Source organism: Coleofasciculus sp. H7-2 (assembly GCF_042747725.1).
Taxonomy (GTDB): Bacteria; Cyanobacteriota; Cyanobacteriia; order Cyanobacteriales; family FACHB-T130; genus FACHB-T130.
Window position 1 is genome coordinate 175,989 of sequence record NZ_JBHZGO010000024.1, and the last position, 19,124, is coordinate 195,112.

A 19,124-nucleotide genomic window follows, 5' to 3' on the forward strand; every position below is an offset into this window, starting at 1 on the left:
TACGCGAGGCAAGTATGAGAAAAATTTCAGAGTCGCTTTGCATAGTTGGGTGAAATAACGATGGGTACGGCATCGAGATACTGGCTGTTGATGAGAATTGATAGTTTCGGCAAGTGCCGAACTGAAGAAGTTGAGTCGGCAAAAGCCTTTTTCTTGACTCAATTTTCCGGACTCGCTGACCGAGAGGATATGCCAGACTGGGAAATTCAACGCCAACTCATGCAGTGGTTCCAGAACGATGACACTCGCCGCCAGATGGCTGAGATGTGTCTGCGCTGCTTTATCTCTAACCAAATTCAAGAATTTTGCTTAGAACTAGAGCAGAAGTTTGGCAAAAACCATGACTTCACCAGTATCGATCTGTTGCCGTTGGTACTCGATAGCACTTTTCGTTCTCCGCGTCAGGAGACGGATGAAAGTCGGACAAACTATCTATCTGTAACCGCTCGAATTTTGCAAACCTTTGACCCGGATAAGAGTAAATTATCGACTTGGACGGTCAGGATGGTAAAGAGCGATCGCTTCCTCAAACGATTCTTACTCGAACACAGAATTGAGCAAGTTACTGACTGGATGATTCTTAGTTACATGAACCCCGGACGGTTGCAGCGAGTTTTATTAGAGTTTGATCGGACACCAGCAGAAATCAACCAAGCGCTTCAGCTACTTGATAGCTACCACCAGATTTATCGCACCCAACTTTTGCAGCACCGCAAAGCTGGAGAGAAAAGCCGATATCCAGACCCAACCGCCTTACAATTGCGTCAAATGGCTGAACAATTGTCAGCTACTCGGACAATATTTCCCGAACAAATCTTAAGAGAATTGCAAGAACTCGCTCAGTTACTTAGAGCCGGACGCCTTCGTACTCGGAAAGGTTTAACGTCTTTGGATACCGGAAATCCTGCGGAAAGAAATAGAGCATTTAGTGAGGATGATTCTAATGAGCAATCAGAGTTCTTAGCAGGCTATCACCAACAATTTAATACCTGTTTAGCTCAGTCTGTTAAGCAGGTAATTCAAGCTCGCTTTACCTATTTGCAATCCCAGAAAAATCAGAAAGCGCCAAACTTCCTCAAGGCACTTCATTTATTTCACTGTCAGGGAGTTCCCATGAAAGAAATTGCTCCCCAACTCGGTTTGAAAGACCAGCCTCAAGTGAGCCGCCTGCTGGAACTCAAAAACTTACGCAGCGATATCGGACGCCGAACGTTATTGTGCTTGCGAACTTGCGTTTTAAAGTTAGCTCAATGTTACATTGATCCCGTGCAACTCCAAGATTTGGAGTCAAAAGTCCAATTTATTTTAGATAAAGAGATTTCTACGGAGATTGAGAAGGCGAAAAAAGAATCTCACATCGGACACAACCGAGTTATGAACAGTCAACTAGCTGCAACTATTTGTAAATATCTTAATAGCAAGAAAGAAGAACGAGCATGAATTACTTAACATTGACGGATGATTGGGTCGAATTTGAAGAATTGACAGAAACAATTTCCTTAGAACCAGAGCAGCTTGACCAAGCTGTAGAATTGAGTAGGCAAGTAGGTAATGAAGATCGAAAATGGCAAATTTATCTTCAAGCTTTAAGTTTATTGAGTTTTGAGGAATGGCTCCGGAAACGAGAACCGGAAATTTCCCTAGATAGAGAATACTCTTCAGTTTTGCAACCCCAGTATGCCAATGCGATTGATGCAGTTTTTAATTTGAGAGTCGGAGAATTTAAAGTTTGTCTAATTCCTACTATCACCTTAACCGATAAAGAAGTGACTATCCCCAGAGCGGCAGTAGATTTACCAGAATTTATGGCTCATTTTTATGTAGTTATTGGCATTGAGGAAGAGTTGGAAGTTGCAGCAATTAGAGGTTTTTTGCGTCACGATCAACTGATGAATTATCAACCGCAATTACAACCGGAAGCTGATTGGACTTATCAGCTCCCACTCGCTTGGTTTAATCGCGAACCTAATGAACTGTTGCTTTATTTGCAATGTTTAGATCCATCAGCAATTCCTTTACCTGAAATCCCAACCAATCGTCAGGCTACCCTAGCTCGAATGCAGGGGACACTATTAACATTATTACCCCAACTGCGTAACCGTCCTTTGTGGCAAGTCTTGACGTGGGAGCAGGGAGCAGCAGTACTGACGACGCCAGATTTACTCAAATGGCTCTACCAGTCTCTAACGGAGAATACAGCAACCGTTACCAACCATCTATCAGAGTTGCTCCAAATTTTGACTCAGCAGGCGGTAAATGTCAGGAACTGGTTCCACAATCAAGTGGATGAAGTAAGGCAAGAAATGTCCTGGGAAGCCTTGCCAGCACCGTCCCCCTGGCGCGTAACTGAGCCAATGAGAGAGTTGCCAGCAGCATTCTCCCTCCGCAGAACCGAACAAAGCCCATCTCAAGAATTAGAAGAGATTCTCAGAGAAATTAGTCGCAATAATCAGTTAGAGATTCCAGCAAATGCGGGTTGTGCTTACCGAGACTTAACTCTAGGAAATCGGTTGCGGCTGTATGCTGTTACCTGGTCTCTCCCGGATGATAATGAATGGACGTTATTGCTGATATTAAGGGCGATTCCTGGTAATGAACCTCACGATAACATGACGTTGCGAGTGAGCGACCTGGTGGAGGTTTTGGCGGAAGATACACTGCAATCAGATGGGAATGATGACTATACTTTTACCCAGGTGGCGGGTACTTATCAGGATAAATTTCTAGCGACCATTACTTTAGCAACTGGAGAAGCCCAAACATTGCCACCGTTTGAATTTATTTTATGACTAACGACTCATCCAAAATCATCGGAAGCGGAGCAACTCCGACCTCCATAAAATCCAAAATCTAAAATTCAATGAGCGATAGAACAGTTTTTAAGCTTAGGGTTAAGCAAGTTGGTACCGTTTGCGACTTTGAGTTGTCTTGGGGTAAAGGACAGATACTCTCTGTAGAGCTGAATTATCCCCTCTCGTTGACCAGGAGTTACGAACAGTGGCAAAGCGCCTATCTCAACTACTATAGGCGGCTGCGAGGGCACAAGGTCATCAGCGGTAAAGGCACTCTGCCAGTTGACCGACATCAGGAACTGGTGAATGCAGAAGTTCAGCTATGGGATGAATTTCAGCACTGGTTGCTAAGTCCTGAATTAGTCAGTATTCGCCGCGAGATTGTCAAGGCGGCTCATAAACCGGAACATCAAACTGTTGAGGTGTTCCTGACTTGCACTCCTCTAGAACTGGCGCGATTACCGTGGGAAATTTGGGAAATTGGTACGGATTTGGGTGCTAGTCAACAAATACGCATTGCGCGCACTCCAGCCAATATTCTTAATGAACCCGTTTGTCCGATTCGGCGTAAAGCTAGGGTTTTAGCGATTTTAGGGGATGACACTGGCTTGAATTTGGAAGCTGACCGAGAAGCACTGCGATCGCTTCGTCATGTTGCAGATATCAAGTTGATTGGTTGGAAACGGAACCAGGGAAAAGCTGAACTGAATATCCCATATAGTATAGAGGCTCGCTTTTTTGATGCTGATGCACTCAAGATGGAGATCCAGAAAGCGATCGCATCTGAGCCAGGTTGGGATATATTATTTTTTGCCGGACACAGTAATGAAACTGTCCTGACGGGTGGAGAATTAGGCATTGCACCTCACACTTCAATCTCGATTCGGGAAATTGAAGAGTCACTCAAACAGGCGAAAAAACGGGGACTTCAATTTGCCATCTTCAACTCTTGTAGTGGCATGAATATTGCCGAATCTTTGATTAACTTGGGATTAAGCCAGGTAGTAGTGATGCGGGAGCCGATTCACAATCAGGTAGCGCAAGAATTTTTGGTGCAGTTTCTCGCCAGCTTGACCCAATACAAGGATGTTCATTCAGCTTTGCTGGAGGCAAGTCTATTTCTTAAACAACAGCAAAAGCATCTTTCCTACCCTTCTGCCTACCTAGTTCCCTCCCTATTTCGGCATCCAGAAGCCGAGCTATTTTGCATTAAACCTTTTGGTTTCTCTGACACTCTAAAACGCTGGTTGCCAACGACAAAAGAAGCTTGGTGGCTAGCCGCAATCCTGTTTTTGAGTTTATTACCACCCGTACAAAGCTTATTATTAGAACCGCGCATTTTACTTCAGGCTGCCTATCGCCAAGTCACCTTCCAAGTGCCAGCCAAAGGAAGTTCACCCGTGCGACTTATTCAAATTGATGAAGAATCACTGAAAGCTGATGCCGATAAAATTAAACAAATTCATCCTATCGATTATAGCTATTTAGCCGCACTACTGAATCGGCTTTCTGAATTAGAAGCTAAAACCGTTGGCATCGATTATATTTTAGATGATAAAAAACAACCGAATAACAGTCAAAAACTCAAGCAATCTGTACGTAATGCTGTTAGTCGAAATACTTGGTTTATCTTTAGTTCTGGAGAGGGAGAATTCACTCCTAGCTCAGGGGTGACTAAAGATATTGCCAACCTCAATTGGAGTTTGGAAGGGGATATCATGTTCTTCCCTTGGTATCTTGAACTTTTGCCAGCAAAACCCGAAAGTTCACAGATGTATCCTTTTGCTTACCTCTTAGCTATAGCGTATGCGTTGAATCAAGAATTACCTCCTAATTTACCGCAACCAAATTTGCAAAATCGCACAAATTTTAATTCCTCAGTTATTAACTTTTTAAATCAAATAAGCCAACCCAACCAGAAAATAGCTTTTTTGCAACGAGTTCGCCTTCATTCGCTTACCCGCTTTTCTCAAAATTTTAGTCAAGTATGGTTACATCCAATTATTGACTTTTCTATTCCCCCTGAATCTGCCTACCAACGCATTTCTGCCTGTAAGTTACTGGGAGATTGCCTAGGAAAAGGGGAGGTACCGGACACCTTTAAGAATGAAGTGGTATTGATTACTCCAGGTGGGTATAAAGGAGCAGGGTTGGAAGGGAAAAATGAAGATAATTATGTGATTCCTTTAGCTGTCGGTTTCTGGCGCGGTTGGGAGGAGGAAAATTTTCCCGGTGGTGAAGCTCATGCTTATATGCTCGATCATTTATTAACGCGGCGGTTGGTGATACCTATCCCCGATTTATGGGTGATTTTACTTTCTGGATTACTGGGTAAAAGTGTAACGCTGATGTTACAGGATAATCTTCATCAGCGGCAACGCTGGGTGATAAAGTTAGGAGCAGTTACAAGCGTTTATATCATTGCTTCATTGCAAATATATATATCGGTAGCGATGTTATTACCTTGGTTTTTACCAACAGTTTTGTTTTGGAATTATATTCGTTTATCATTCAGGAGAAAGTCTCATGGCTAATTTTAAACGAGTCAAGTCTATTTTGTTAATATCTGCCTTAATTACAACTTTTTTCTCAGTCCCGATACAAGCGGCAAATAGACAACAGCCGCATCCTTTACTAACCCAAAGTAATGATACATATCTAGCTTTATCGTGGGGTGATATCTGGAAGAAATTACGTCGCAAAAAGAAAGGAGGGGGTAGTCGAGGAGGAGCGATTTGCGCGATCGCTCCTGGGAAACTGGTAGACTCAGATTCGCTTTATTCAAAGCAAGGGGAAATCCTAGAGATTTGGAGCGATCGCCCTATGTTTCTCTGGAATATCCCAGAAGGAACGGTAAAGCGAATTGAGCTATCTCTTCAGGGAAATCAGGGAATATTGTGGGATCGACCAATTGAAGGAGAGACGAGGGCGGTCTATGATGGGAAACCATTGCAACCTGGACAATCTTATGTATGGAAGTTGTCTGCTTCAGCGCCGTACCCAATTGAAAGCAGCGTTGTGTTTCAAGTGATGGAACCGGAAAGACGCGATCGCATTTCAGCCGAATTGATTGCACTGGAGGAGCGATTCAAAGGAGCATCAGGGGAGACAATTGCGCTGGAGAAAGCGAACTACTTCACCGAACGCGAACTCTGGTCAGATGCGATCTTGGAACTCTATTCGGTGCCAAATCCCTCGGCGGAATTAATGGATGCGATCGCGCTTCTTCAAGCTCATAATTTCTGTGCAGAAGATGAGCCAAAAGATTCTGCATCTCGATAGGCTACGGTTTCTGTTTTTGCATAAGTTCCTCTTGCTCAAAGATATATGCGATATATGCAAGCGGGTAATCGTCTTATATGCTGCGGTTGGACTCTTAAGGCTATGCGATTGAAAAGATTTTTCTGGATTACACCTACCACTGTACTCCTCATTGGCTCGCAGACTTTTCGGGTTAATTTCCCTGTGCCATTAGCGGCATATCCTGTAGTGGCTCAAACTTCAGATGCCCGTAAAGCGGAAGCTAAGCGACTGTTTCTGCAAGGTGGTCAGCAAATTGGGAACAGTCAATTTCAAGCTGCCATACAATCTTTGCAACAAGCATTGAGTATCTATCGGGAAATTAAAGACCGTTTAGGCGAGGGATGGACGCTGCGCCAGATCGGTTATGCCTACAAGTCTCTAAAAGATTACCCTAAAGCAATTGATTACTACCAGCAGTCTTTGGTAGTTGCGCTGGAAATTGAAGACTTTGGGCTAGAAGCGATGGTGCGCTCCAGCATAGAAGTGGCGCAAAGTGAGAGTAATCCTCGCATAGCAGAAGCAGACCGCCTTCGGAACCAAGGTCGGCAGCAGTATCAGACCAATCAATTTGAAGCTGCTTTACAATCTTGGCAACAAGCACTGAATATTTACCGGGAGACAAAAGAACGTCAAGGCGAAGGATTGATGTTGCGCGATCTCGGTAATGCTTACGATTCTCTGGAAGACTACCCGAAAGCGATTGAGTATCACCAGCAGTATTTGGCAGTTGCCAGGGAAATAAAAGACCGTCTAAGCGAGGGATTTGCGCTGTTGTATCTCAATAATAGTTACGCTAACCAAGGCATTCAGCAATTTGAGAACAGCCAATTTGAAGCAGCTATACAGTCTTGGCAACAGGCACTGAGTATCGACCAGGAGATAGAAAATGGTCAAGACAAGGGATGCATACCACAAAATCTCGGTCTTGCTGCCGCCCTTATTGGGAAAGGTGAGGGATGGATACTAGGAAATATTGGTGCTGCCTACCTTAAGTTGGGAGACTCCGCTAAAGCGATTGAGTACTTCCAGCAGACCTTGCCAATTGCACGCGCCAACGGAGACCCTCAAAGCGAGGGTCAGGTACTAGGAAATCTTGGTAGTGCCTACCTGAATTTGGGGGACTATCCGAAAGTAATTGAGTACTCCCAACAGAGCTTGGCAATTGCACGCCAAATTAAAGACCCCCAAATTGAGGGAAGGGCACTGTTAAATCTTGGTGCTGCCTACATTAGTTTGGGAGATTACCCAAAAGGGATTGAGTACTCCCAGCATAGCTTGCCAATTGCACGCCAAATCCAAGACCCTCAAAGCGAGGGTCAGGTATTAGGAAATCTTGGTTTTGCCTATCTTAACCAGGGAGACTACCCGAAAGCGATTGAGTACTTCCAGCAGCACTTGGTAATTGCACGCCAAATTCAAGACCCTCAAGGCGAGGGGAGGGCACTGTTAAATCTTGGTGATGCCTACCGTAATTTGGGAGACTACACTAAAGCAATTGAGTACTCCCAACAGAGCTTGGCAATTGCACGCCAAATTCAAGACCCTCAAATTGAGGGAAGGGCACTCGGAGGTATTGGTCTTGCCTACCTGAACCTAGGAGACTACCCGAAAGCAATTGAGTACTCTCAGCAGCACTTGGCAATTGCACGCTCAATTCAAGAGCGTAAAAGTGAGGGTGTAGCACTGGGAAATCTCGGTGCTGCTTACCTAAACTTAGGAGACTACCCAAAAGCAATTGATTACTTCCAGCAGCACTTGGCAATTGCACGCGCCATTCTAGACCGTCAAGGTGAGGGTGTAGCACTGGGAAATCTCGGCGCTGCTTACAGCAAGCTGCAAGACTACCCGAAAGCGATTGAGTACCAACAGCAGGTTTTGGCAATTGCACGCTCAATTCAAGACCGTCAAGGTGAGGGTATAGCACTGGGAAATATCGGTGTTGCTTACAGTGAGCTGGGAGACTACCCCAAAGCGACTGAGTACTTTCAGCAGATTGTGGCAATTGCACGCTCAATTCAAGACCGTCAAACCGAGGGTGTAGCACTGAACAATTTAGGCTATGCTCTCTACAAACAGGGCAATCTCGCTTTAGCAGAAAGTAACCTCATTGAGGGAATAAAAGTTCTGGAATCTCTACGAAGTGGATTAAAAGATAACGAGAAAATATCTATTTTTGAGACGCAGCGTAACATTTATGTAAATTTACAAGAAGTCCTCATTACTCAAAATAAAACTAATGCAGCGCTAGAAATTGCTGAAAGAGGACGTGCTAGGGCGTTTGTGGAGTTGTTAGCTTCTCGCATCAGCAGCGAGACTGAAACTAAAAGCGAAACCCTCACCATTAACCAACTTAAACAAATCGCCAAAAAACAAAAAGCAACTCTTGTTGAATATTCAATAATTAATGAAAAATTCAAAATCCAAGGCAAGCAGGAATTGCGTAATTCAAAACTCTATATCTGGGTCATAAAACCCACAGGTGAAGTAACTTTCCGCAAAGCAGACCTAAAGCCACTGTGGCAGCAACAAAATACTTCTCTGGAAAAACTTGTTACCACAACCCGCGACTCCATTGGAGTAGACGACCGTAGCATTTTTGTCGCCGAAGTTCAGCATCCTGTTAATGAAGAGGAACAAACCAAAAGCTTACAGCAGCTCCATCAACTGCTAATCGTACCTATTGCCGACCTTCTCCCCACTGACCCGAATCAGCGTGTAATTTTTGTCCCGCAAGAAGAACTATTCTTAGTACCTTTCCCCGCACTGCAAGAGCAAGATGGCAAATACTTGATTGAAAAACACACGATTTTGACCGCACCTTCAATTCAAGTACTAGAACTAACCCGCCAGCAAAGGGAAAAGGTGAAGCAATCTGCTGTCAAAGATGCCATAGTCGTAGGTAATCCCACCATGCCCAGCGTACCGCCTAAAATAGGGGAGAAACCGCAACAACTAGCTTCCTTAAAAGGAGCAAAACGAGAAGCTGAAACTATTGCTCCTTTGCTGAACACCAAAGCGCTCACGGGTAATGAAGCCACCAAAGCCGCCGTTTTAGCACGAATATCCGGGGCTAAAATTGTACATTTCGCCACTCACGGCTTATTCGATGACTTCCAGGGTTTGCAAAGTGCGGTAGCACTCGCACCCACCAGCAGTGATCGCGGCTTACTCACCGCCGAAGAAATCCTCAACCTGAAACTAAATGCAGATTTGGTTGTCCTGAGTGCTTGTAACACAGGTAGAGGACGCATCACAGGTGATGGTGTAATTGGATTATCCCGCTCTTTGTTTATAGCAGGTACTCCTAGCGTCCTTGTCTCCCTGTGGTCTGTCCCCGATGCTCCTACGGCTGAATTAATGACCGAGTTTTATACTAATCTTTACCAAAAGAAACTTGATAAAGCCCAATCCTTGCGCCAAGCGATGCTCAAAATGATGGAAACACACCGCGACAATCCTAGAGCATGGGCAGCTTTTACCTTAATTGGAGAAACTGAGTAGGAGCATCCGTTGAGTAATCAGAATTTACGTGTAGGGAGAAGCATACCCTTTGGGAAGGGTATACTTCTCCCCTACTTAAATATTCCCAAATAGGATACTAGGAGAAATTAGTAATGTCCCATATTTCTCGCCGTCATTTTTTACAATTCGCTGGCTCAACTATAACCACCTTGGCATTGAGCCAGTTAGATATTATCAACAAGGGAAATCGCTACGCTCAAGTTCTGGCGCAAAATACCCCGCGCAAGCTCGCTCTTTTAGTGGGAATTAATGATTATCCAACCAACGATCGCTTTCTCGGAAACCTGGAAGGATGCGTTACAGATGTCGCTTTGCAAGAAGAACTCTTAGTTCATCGTTTTGGTTTTAATCCCAGTGATATTGTCAAGTTGACGAGCAATCAATCGCCTGACAAACAGCCGACTCGCAACAATATTTTGACAGCGTTTGAAGAACACTTAATTAAACAAGCTAAACCTGGAGATGTGGTGGTTTTCCATTTTTCCGGTCACGGTTCTCGATTGCGCGACCCGAATCCCATCCAAGGTTGTGCCAATCGGGTATTCAATGATGAATTTAATAGCACTTTAGTTGTTGCCGATCAAGGGCAAAAAGATTTCGCACCAGACATCATGGGGCGCACTTTGTTTCTGTTGATGTCGGCTTTAAACACAGAAAATGTTACGGTCGTGCTAGATAGTTGTTACTCTGGCGGCGGTACTCGTGGTAACTTTCGAGTGCGTTCCGTACCCGGTGATAAACTCAATCCTAGTCCTGAAGAAATCGCTTATCAAAAACGCTGGATGGAACGGCTACAAATGTCCGAAGCCGAACTCGCTCGTCGGCGCTGTGCAGGTGTCGCTAAAGGGGTTATTTTGGCTTCCGCTCAACGAGAGGAAGAAGCCTTAGATGCCGAGTTCGATGGCTTTTCTGCTGGTGCGTTTACTTATCTGATGACGCAGTATCTCTGGCAAAAAACCGATACGGTGGGAAGCGCGATCGCTCAAATCACTACTGGCATAAAATCGCTTTCTAGTCAAGTACCTTTAGCAGATGGCGACCCGAAAAAACCAGTTTATTTCATCAATAAACAAGTCCCTCCGACTGATGCCGTAATTACCAAAGTAGAAGGCGACAAGGCAACTTTGTGGTTGGGAGGAGTAGATTCTAAAAGTCTAGAAGCTTTCCAACCCGGTGCCACATTCGCAATTGTCGATGACAAAGGGCAAACATCAGGAAAATTAGAATTGGTATCTCCCCGTAGCGGCTTAAGGGGAGAAGCGAAGCTGGTAGAGAGAGCCAATGCGTCTTTAAAACCAGGGATGCTGCTGCAAGAATCAAGTCGGGTTGTGCCAGCGAATTTGAAGTTAAGCATTGGTCTCGATCCGTCTTTAGGAGGAGAGACGAACGCGGCTAAACAGGAACTCTCCGCGATTAATCGCATTGAAGCGGTGCCTGCACAACCGGGAAACGTCCCCTATCCGGGAGGGGTGCAGTACATCTTCAGTCGGATGACGGCAGATTATCAGCAAAAACTGCAAAAGCAAGTGGCAAATCTTCCATCTATCGACAGTATTGGTTTATTTACCCAAGGACTGGAACTGGTGCCGAAATCTTTTGGCGAACCGGGGGAAACGGTAACGACAGCGGTTAAGCGTCTGGAAGCTAAACTCAAATCTCTGCTAGCAGTTCGGATTATTAAAAAGACTTTGAATGCCGATTCCTCGGAGCTTTCTGTAGAAGTTTCGATGAACTTGGTAGAACAACCCAATCAAACCCTTGCTAGAACTTTCACAGGTCGAGGTAGGAATACTCGTCGGGAGTCGGAACAAACTTATGCTAATAAGTTACCAGTGAACCAACTATTTCAGTTTCGAGTTACCAATCACGAGTCTAGCGACCTCTATCTGACGACTCTACTGATTGACTCTAGTGGGGGATTAGTGGTGGTGTTTCCCTATCAGTGGCCTGCGTCAAATGAGACGATGAAATTACGACCCAATCAAACGCAACTGATTGGCGACCCGCAACAACTGAAATTGAGAGCGATCGCAACAGGAACAGGGGAAGCGCTGGTAATTGTCAGCCGTGAGCCTCTAGAAAGAGCTGTCAAGACATTAGTATCCCTTGCAGGGGAACAAGATGTCAGATCGGGGCCGGTGGAGCTGAAAGAACCTGTTGAGGTGATGGGCGATTTACTTAACGATCTGAGTGGCGAACGGGGTGGCATTGTTGCAGAAGCCATACCCATGAACACTTCAGAGATGGCTACTTTGTCAATCTCCTTTGAGGTAAGCGCTTAGCGACTCACGGATTTAAAGGGAAAGAAAAAAGCATCTGAAGCGGCTGTTGAGCAATTTCATCCTCAACTGAGCCAAGGAAATTGTCAAAATATTTACGAACAGCGCACTCTTCGGAATCTTCGGGAAGAAGTTGAGTGAATTTTTACATAACCTCCCCAACATGGGAGATATATATAAGCAGTTCGCTAACCCATTGATAGAGAATTCTGCTATGTATCCTCATCTGCGTCGCCTTAGCGTTGTTACTGCAACCTTGCTCATCTCGTTGAGTTGTCCGTTACAAGTGGTGGGGCTTACTTCGGGAAGCAATGCGGTTTTGGCGCAGGCGCAGACAACAGAACAACGCGATGATGAGGCGTTACGGCTGTATCAATTAGGTATTCAGCAGTTAAATAAAGGACTGTTTCGAGAGGCGTTAGAGACGTTTGAGCAGATTTTAATCACTTTTAAAGCAATTGGCGATCGCCAGGGAGAAGGGACAATCCTCCACAATATTGGGTTCGCTTACGCCAACTTGGGACAGTACCCACAAGCGTTGAAGTATCTTCAACAAGCTTTAGCAATTGCTCAAGAAATTAGTGACAAGGTAACAGAAGGTAAGACACTCAATGGTATTGGGCAAGTTTACAACTCCCTGGGAGAGTACCGACAAGCATTGGAGTCTTATCAAAAAGCCTTAGCGATTACTAAAAAAATTGGTGACAAGACAACAGAAGGTATGACGCTCACCAATATGGGGGTAGTTTATGACAACCTAGGGCAGTACCCACAAGCCTTGGAGTCTTATCAGCAAGCCTTAGCGATTGTCCAAGAAATTGGTAACAGGATAGTAGTGTATGACAGCCTGCGACAGTACCCACAAGCCTTGGAGCCTTATCAACAAGCCTTAGCGATTGCTCAAGAAATTGTTAACAAGGTAACAGCAGGGACAATCCTCAACAATATGGGGGTGGTTTATGGTCGCCTAGGACAGGACTCTCAAGCCTTGAAGTCTTATCAACAAGCCTTAGCGATTGTCCAAGAAATTGGTAACAAGGTGGGAGAAGGGACAACCCTCAACAATATTGGAGAAGTTTACCGCAACCAGGGACAGTACCCGCAAGCGTTGAAGTATTTTCAACAAGCTTTAGCCATTCGCACTGAAATTGGTAATCAGGCACAAGAAGGGACGACGCTCAACAATATGGGGGTCGTTAACCACAACCTGGGACAGTACCCACAAGCCTTGAAGTATTTTCAACAAGCTTTAGCAATTGCTCAAGAAATGAGTGACAAGGCAGCAGAAGGGACGGCACTCCACAATATTGGGGCAGCTTATGACAAGCTGGGACAGTACCCGCAAGCGTTGGATAATTATCAACAAGCTTTAGCCATTCGCGCTGAAATTGGTGATAAAGCCGGGGAAGGTGCGACGCTCAACAATATTGGGGGAGTTTACAATACTCAAGGTAAATATTCTCAAGCCGAAACTACTTTATTCGCAGCTATTGAGATTCTGGAATCTCTACGAGCGCGACAATTAAAAGATGACCAAAAAATCTCTTTTTTTGAACAACAATCTGGTTCTTATAGCTTTCTGCAACAAGCCTTGGTTGCTCAAAATAAATTTGACAAAGCACTCTTAATTGCCGAGCGCAGTCGCGGTCGTGCTTTGGTAGAGTTATTAGATTCCAAATTAGCAGAAAACCCTAGCAATCTACCTGATATAAAACCTCCAACGATTCAAGAAATTAAGCAAGTGGCTTCTAAACAAAACGCAACACTCGTTCAGTATTCGATTGTTTATGAAGCCTTCAAAATAAAAGATCATAGAGAATGGCAACAAAAACTCTACATTTGGATAATTAAACCCACAGGTAAAATTGCTTTTAAGAAAGTAGACCTTAAATCTCTGAATCAATCCTTATTAGTTCTCGTTACCAACAGTCGTGATGATATCGGTGTTAGAGGTCGCAATATCTTTGACGTAACTGTTGTTAACTCCCAACCCGAAAACTCAACCAAAAAGTTACAACAACTTTATAAACTACTCATCGAACCGATTGCAGACTTGCTACCCACTGACCCGAATGAGCGAGTCATCTTTATCCCGCAAGCATCGCTGTTTCTCGTCCCCTTCCCCGCACTGCAAGATGAGCAAGGCAAATACTTAATTGAAAAGCATACCATTCTCACTGCGCCTGCCATTCAAGTTTTAGACTTAACCCATAAGCAGAAGCACAAGGGTCAAAGAGCAGCCAAGGATGTGCTGGTAGTAGGCAATCCTACCATGCCTAAAATTAAAATTGGGAAATTGGAGGCAAACTTAGAGCCTCTTCCTGGTGCGGAAAAAGAAGCGATGCAAATTGCTAAATTATTCAACACTGAAGCGCTGATAGGTAGTAGAGCAACCAAAACAATAGTGATGCAGAAAATGCAGAAAGCTCGCATCATTCATCTGGCTACCCACGGCTTACTTCATGATTTTAAAGGCTTCGGTGTACCGGGAGCGATCGCGCTTGCTCCTTCTGGTACACCTGACAACGTAGTTGATGGTTTACTTACCGCAGGCGAAATCTTCGACATGAAACTAAGCGCCGATTTAGTGGTTCTCAGCGCTTGCGACACGGGACGCGGAGACATTACAGGCGATGGTGTGGTTGGCTTATCTCGCTCTTTAATTTCTGCGGGAGTCCCCAGCGTCATGGTATCGCTGTGGGCAGTTAATGATAATTCTACTGCCTTTTTGATGACTGAATTTTACCGCAATTTGCACCAAAATCCTGACAAAGCTGTTGCTTTACGTCAAGCGATGTTGACAGCAATGAAACAATATCCCAATCCTAAACAATGGGCGGCTTTTACCCTCATTGGTGAGGCTGAGTAAGTTTTTACATACATTGCAGGAGCAATAATTCCCTATGCTAGGAGAAGAACAGATACTGCGCGATCGCTATCACATTCAATGCCAATTGGGGCACAATGCTGGACGGCGTACCCTACTCGCTCAGGATTTACAAACCCAGGAACTTGTTGTACTTAAGATTCTCACTTTTAACAGTGACTTCCGTTGGGAAGATTTGAAACTGTTTGAACGAGAAGCCGAAACACTCAAATCTTTATCGCATCCGGCAATTCCTCGCTATCTCGATTCCTTTGAATTGCACTTACCCGATCGTCAGGGATTTGTACTCGTGCAAACTTACATTCCTGCAACTTCCTTGGAGGAATGGATTAAACGGGGACGGACATTTAGCGAAGAAGAGGTAACACAAATCGCAAAAGCATTACTGAATGTATTGAGCTACTTGCACTCTAGCAATCCTCCGGTGATTCATCGGGATATTAAGCCAAGCAATATTTTATTAACTAGCGATCGCTCTGCTCATCAGGTTGGAGATATCTACTTGGTTGATTTTGGTTCTGTGCAAACGGCTGTCCGAGAAATCGGGACGATGACGATTGTTGGAACCTATGGTTATATGCCTCCCGAACAATTTAGCGGACGTGCTTTTCCAGCTTCCGATCTCTATAGTTTGGGAGCAACATTAATCTATTTGGTGACAGGAACACAACCCGCTGATTTGCTACAAGAAGATTTGCTTCTCCAGTTTGAACCCGTGACGCATTTGGCTCCCAGCTTTGTGCAATGGCTCAAGCAAATGACGCATCCCAACCGCAAGCAGCGATTTAGTTCAGCTCAAGCAGCTCTCGCTACATTGGAGCAGCCTTCTCTTCTGCAACTCCAATCTGTTGATTCATCGACTACATCAACTCCTCTAACCCTGCAAAAACCTCATGACAGTAAAGTTTCTCTTCGCAAGAATGCAGAAACTCTAGAGATATACCTACCTCCAGAAAATACTACAGGAGCGATAGGTTGTTCATCTCTCTTTAGCTGCTGTTTGACTATCTTTTCGCTAATTCTGTTATATTCCTCTTTGCTAAATGCTGGCGGGTTCTTCATCGTGATGAGCTTAGTGTTTTTGGGGTGCGGTATTTCCAGTCTGTGGCAAACTTTTTTCGCCATCAAGGTAAACACGTACATCTATATTGATCAAAAGTCGATAACTGTAACTCAAATAGCGTGGGGAATACGGCGACTGGTTTTTCGGGCAAGTCGCCGTAACCTCTATAAATTGACTTACCTTAAGCGCCTCTATCGTCGAGATACTGAAGCGGGCATTATGGAGGTACCACCAGAGTTAAAAATTTGGGCTACAGATGAGGTCAATTACACAGACGCCAGCTCTAGCTATCGCATCGGGCAATCATTGAGTACGGACAGCGAAACTCGCTTCTATGGCTATCTGACAACACAAGAACTTGATTGGTTGGCGCAAGAATTAAGTAATTGGTTGGAGATACCGATTACAAGAGAATAAGGGCAAAAAGTTTTTTAAAATCCTGCAAGTTACATAGTTTGTGCCAGCTTTCATATATAGCAATTCTAAATGATTCGCTAAAGTGAGATTCCCGACAACTCTTACGAAGTCGGGAATCTGATTATAAGAGTAATTTACTACGCTGACTACCTGACAATAATTGCCCAAAGACTAACGAAAAGAGCGATCGCGCCCAGATGTTGAGGCAACAGCACCCGGAAAGATTGACGAGCAATTTTTTGGGTTATTAGCATCGTCAACAGTAGTGAGAAAATTAGCGTTGTGCCTTGCAAAAACTCAATCACAGCGGGGTGTGCGACCAACACGGGCAACCCTTCACCGCTAAAACTGAAAGTCGCCATTGTTAGCGGCAAAATGCGTCCCGCTTCCCCTAAACCCAGCCGCAAATAGTGAGCTAAATTTGCCCCCAACACGAGCGGCAAATATCCATAAGCCAACTCTACAAACGAACGAGGCTTTAGGGAACCCTTAAATAGTTTGATGGCGCTATAAGCTAAAAACGGCACAGCAGCAGGGACGATTAAAGCTGCCAGGGAAAATCCGAAATGTTGCCAAAATTGGGTTAAATCTAAGTTCAAGCCCAAAGTTGATTGCAATTCCGGCAATCGATGGAGATAGACACCGTTCAATAGCAACAGTAACAGCGCCACTTCATAATCGTGGGGAACATGAGTTGTCCACAATTCAATCCCAGGGGGACGCAAATTTAGCTCAACCGAACGGTGCGGACAAGCTTTGAGACAAGTCATGCACAAAACGCAGTCTTTGTTATCTTCCAACTGAGCAGGATGAGAGTACAACGGACAGCCGCCGGTTTCTAAGCCTTCCCCTTTTTGAGGGCCACCTTTGTAGCATTGATAGGTGGTGCATTCCGCCGAACAAGTACCCTGTTGCGCTCTGAGTTCAGTCATTGACAGCTTGGCAAAAAGTCCATTCATCCCCCCAATTGGACATAAATACCGACACCAAAACCGCCGTTCAAAAATTGCGGAGAAAATCATCGCCCCAGCAGTAATTAATAACAGCAAACAAGCGGAGAGATAGGCAGTATCTTCTAAATCCCAGAGTTCTTCCCACAGATAAATGAGGACAAATAGCCCGAACAAAAACCATCCGCCCCACTTCTCCGCAGATTGCCTAGGCCAACGCTTCAGCGATCGCCCTGGAAAGAGCCACTGAGAAAGTTTTTGGGTGACTTCCCCATAAATCATAAAGGGACAAACAGCGCACCACAGGCGTCCGACAAAGGGAAAACCGATCAATATCAAAGGCCACCACCACGCCCAAAATAGGTTTAGAGCTACATTTTCGGAGCGACGCTGGGGACCCAAAAATAATAGTGCGACGACAATCGCAAAAGCACCCAAAGTAAAGCCGTAGTTAATCCGGTCGGGCCACCAGGGACTGCGGAGAAATCGCCGCAAGTCGGGATAGGCATTTAAAAGATTGACGCGAAATCGCTTTTTATGAGTCTCGACAGACCAGAATACTTCTTCGGTGAGCAGATTCACACCGGCACATTGAACGAGTGCCCGTTCTACGAGACTTTGCAATTCTTTCAGGTTGCCGGGGAAATCATACGCTTGTAAGCGGCGTATAGCTTCTGGAGCGACTTTGGGTTTGCGAGTCCCCTTGGCTCGACAGAACAGGCGAATGTAGTATTCTACCTGGTCTTCGATGTCCGCTTTTCGCACCCGCAGCGGCGGCACTTTAATTAAATGACCGACTTGGCGCTCAATAGTGGGCAGGTGTTTTTCCGCAATCATCATAATGCGGGCTTGACACGAGCGGCTTGGCGCTTGTCGATCTTCCGGACGGCTGAGGGGGGTGTAGGTGTTGGTTTCTAACAATTGAGCCAGCTTAGGCGTTAACTCTGGGGGGAGTTCTTGGATGTTGTTGAAGACTAAGGTGCCTGTCCCTAGGGATTCAATTAGCCCTGGTTTGCCACTGACACGACCAAATAGTTCTGCACCACTTGCTTGCAGCGTACTACAGTCTACTTTAACGATCGGTTCGTGCCGATAGGAAGATCCGAAGTGAATCAGAGCGGCGGTATTGTCTTTTTCTAGTCCCGGTTCCCCGAAAATCAAGACTGGACGCCGATCCTCAGCCGCCTCTTTGATTTGCTGCCGCAGCCGCACTGCATAGCGGCTTTTTCCCACTACCCCGCGTTTTGCCTTTGCTACCAGATAAGGGCGCAAGGCGGTTTGACGCTCTTGTTGGTAGTTCAGTTGAGAAGATAGTTGAGCGAGTTCTTGAGCCAACTGCTGGGAGAACGCTTGGGTAATTTCGGGATATTGGGCGACTATTTGCCGAAATTGCGCTGCGGGAATAAACCACAGCGTGCATTCGCTGAGTGTCTTGATAGTTCTTTGAGCCTGCTGGTCTAACAGTAGCTCTTGTAAGTGAATGGTGGCTCCGGGAAGAAAACTAATCACCCAGGCTAAACCTGTTTGGTTGGTGCGGTCGCCTTCTAGTTGCCCTTGTTTGAGAATATAGAGTCCTTCGGGGGGCGTTTCCTCCACCACTAAGGTTGTTTGCACTGGTACGACTTTTTCTTCGACGACTTGCGCGATCGCTTCTAATACTTCTGCCGATAGTACACCCAGTGCTGTTCTCTCTTGTAGCCATGTCACCGCGTCTTTTGATGTCATGGTTGCCTTAAAAATAAATTTCGCTTTACATTTTAGCCATTTTTCATAAAAAATATTAATTAATTAAGTTGATTGCCAAGATTAAAAAAACCGAGATGATCGAGCTTGTCAATCTGTGGGTTCCCTTAGCCTTATTGGGTTTGATAATCTTAGCGGCAATTTTCTTTAGCCGCAGCAGTAGCTAAT

9 protein-coding genes are annotated in these 19,124 nt (G+C 45.1%); 8 read left to right on the forward strand and 1 reads right to left on the reverse strand.

Features of this window, described 5'->3' with window-relative positions; genetic code table 11:
- Positions 1-60: 60 nt before the first annotated feature.
- From ACFW2W_RS05755 to ACFW2W_RS05790, 8 genes are all read left to right on the forward strand, one after another.
- Entirely contained in the window at positions 61-1,440 is a 1,380-nt protein-coding gene (locus ACFW2W_RS05755) for a hypothetical protein (RefSeq protein WP_378174539.1), read from the forward strand.
- Positions 1,437-2,789 carry a DUF1822 family protein gene (locus ACFW2W_RS05760; RefSeq protein ID WP_378174542.1) on the forward strand — a complete coding sequence of 451 codons (1,353 nt, stop codon included), beginning with the start codon at positions 1,437-1,439 and terminating at the stop codon, positions 2,787-2,789. The genes ACFW2W_RS05755 and ACFW2W_RS05760 overlap by 4 nt, the downstream gene beginning before the upstream one ends.
- A 71-nt stretch (positions 2,790-2,860) precedes the next feature.
- Positions 2,861-5,326 (forward strand): CHASE2 domain-containing protein, encoded by a 2,466-nt coding sequence (locus ACFW2W_RS05765; RefSeq protein ID WP_378174545.1) that lies wholly within the window; start codon positions 2,861-2,863, stop codon positions 5,324-5,326.
- Complete coding sequence (locus ACFW2W_RS05770) at positions 5,319-6,074, forward strand: hypothetical protein (protein ID WP_378174548.1); 756 nt, start codon at positions 5,319-5,321, stop codon at positions 6,072-6,074. Before ACFW2W_RS05765 ends, ACFW2W_RS05770 begins: the two co-directional genes overlap by 8 nt.
- A 102-nt stretch (positions 6,075-6,176) precedes the next feature.
- On the forward strand, positions 6,177-9,596 hold the full coding sequence (locus ACFW2W_RS05775; protein ID WP_378174551.1) for a tetratricopeptide repeat protein: 3,420 nt from the start codon (positions 6,177-6,179) through the stop codon (positions 9,594-9,596).
- A 113-nt stretch (positions 9,597-9,709) separates the two neighbouring features.
- Complete coding sequence (locus ACFW2W_RS05780; RefSeq protein ID WP_378174555.1) at positions 9,710-11,899, forward strand: caspase family protein; 2,190 nt, start codon at positions 9,710-9,712, stop codon at positions 11,897-11,899.
- 211 nt (positions 11,900-12,110) lie between these two features.
- Positions 12,111-14,765, forward strand: coding sequence for a tetratricopeptide repeat protein (locus tag ACFW2W_RS05785; RefSeq protein WP_378174558.1), 2,655 nt, complete (start codon positions 12,111-12,113; stop codon positions 14,763-14,765).
- A 34-nt stretch (positions 14,766-14,799) separates the two neighbouring features.
- The gene (locus tag ACFW2W_RS05790) at positions 14,800-16,263 is read left to right on the forward strand and encodes a serine/threonine protein kinase (protein ID WP_378174561.1); all 1,464 of its coding nucleotides are present in this window, start codon (positions 14,800-14,802) and stop codon (positions 16,261-16,263) included.
- Between the two features lie 146 nt (positions 16,264-16,409).
- On the opposite strand, the gene ACFW2W_RS05795 is transcribed toward ACFW2W_RS05790, so the two are convergent.
- Positions 16,410-18,938 (reverse strand): sigma 54-interacting transcriptional regulator, encoded by a 2,529-nt coding sequence (locus ACFW2W_RS05795; RefSeq protein WP_378174564.1) that lies wholly within the window; start codon positions 18,936-18,938, stop codon positions 16,410-16,412.
- Positions 18,939-19,124 lie beyond the last annotated feature (186 nt).

Excerpts from the sequence above, each read along its gene's own strand:
- ACFW2W_RS05790 (WP_378174561.1), top strand. The coding sequence starts at position 14,800 with ATGCTAGGAGAAGAACAGATACTGCGCGATCGCTATCACATTCAATGC.
- ACFW2W_RS05780 (WP_378174555.1), top strand. The coding sequence starts at position 9,710 with ATGTCCCATATTTCTCGCCGTCATTTTTTACAATTCGCTGGCTCAACT.
- ACFW2W_RS05785 (WP_378174558.1), top strand. The coding sequence starts at position 12,111 with ATGTATCCTCATCTGCGTCGCCTTAGCGTTGTTACTGCAACCTTGCTC.
- ACFW2W_RS05765 (WP_378174545.1), top strand. The coding sequence starts at position 2,861 with ATGAGCGATAGAACAGTTTTTAAGCTTAGGGTTAAGCAAGTTGGTACC.
- ACFW2W_RS05760 (WP_378174542.1), top strand. The coding sequence starts at position 1,437 with ATGAATTACTTAACATTGACGGATGATTGGGTCGAATTTGAAGAATTG.
- ACFW2W_RS05770 (WP_378174548.1), top strand. The coding sequence starts at position 5,319 with ATGGCTAATTTTAAACGAGTCAAGTCTATTTTGTTAATATCTGCCTTA.
- ACFW2W_RS05755 (WP_378174539.1), top strand. The coding sequence starts at position 61 with ATGGGTACGGCATCGAGATACTGGCTGTTGATGAGAATTGATAGTTTC.
- ACFW2W_RS05795 (WP_378174564.1), bottom strand. The coding sequence starts at position 18,938 with ATGACATCAAAAGACGCGGTGACATGGCTACAAGAGAGAACAGCACTG.
- ACFW2W_RS05775 (WP_378174551.1), top strand. The coding sequence starts at position 6,177 with ATGCGATTGAAAAGATTTTTCTGGATTACACCTACCACTGTACTCCTC.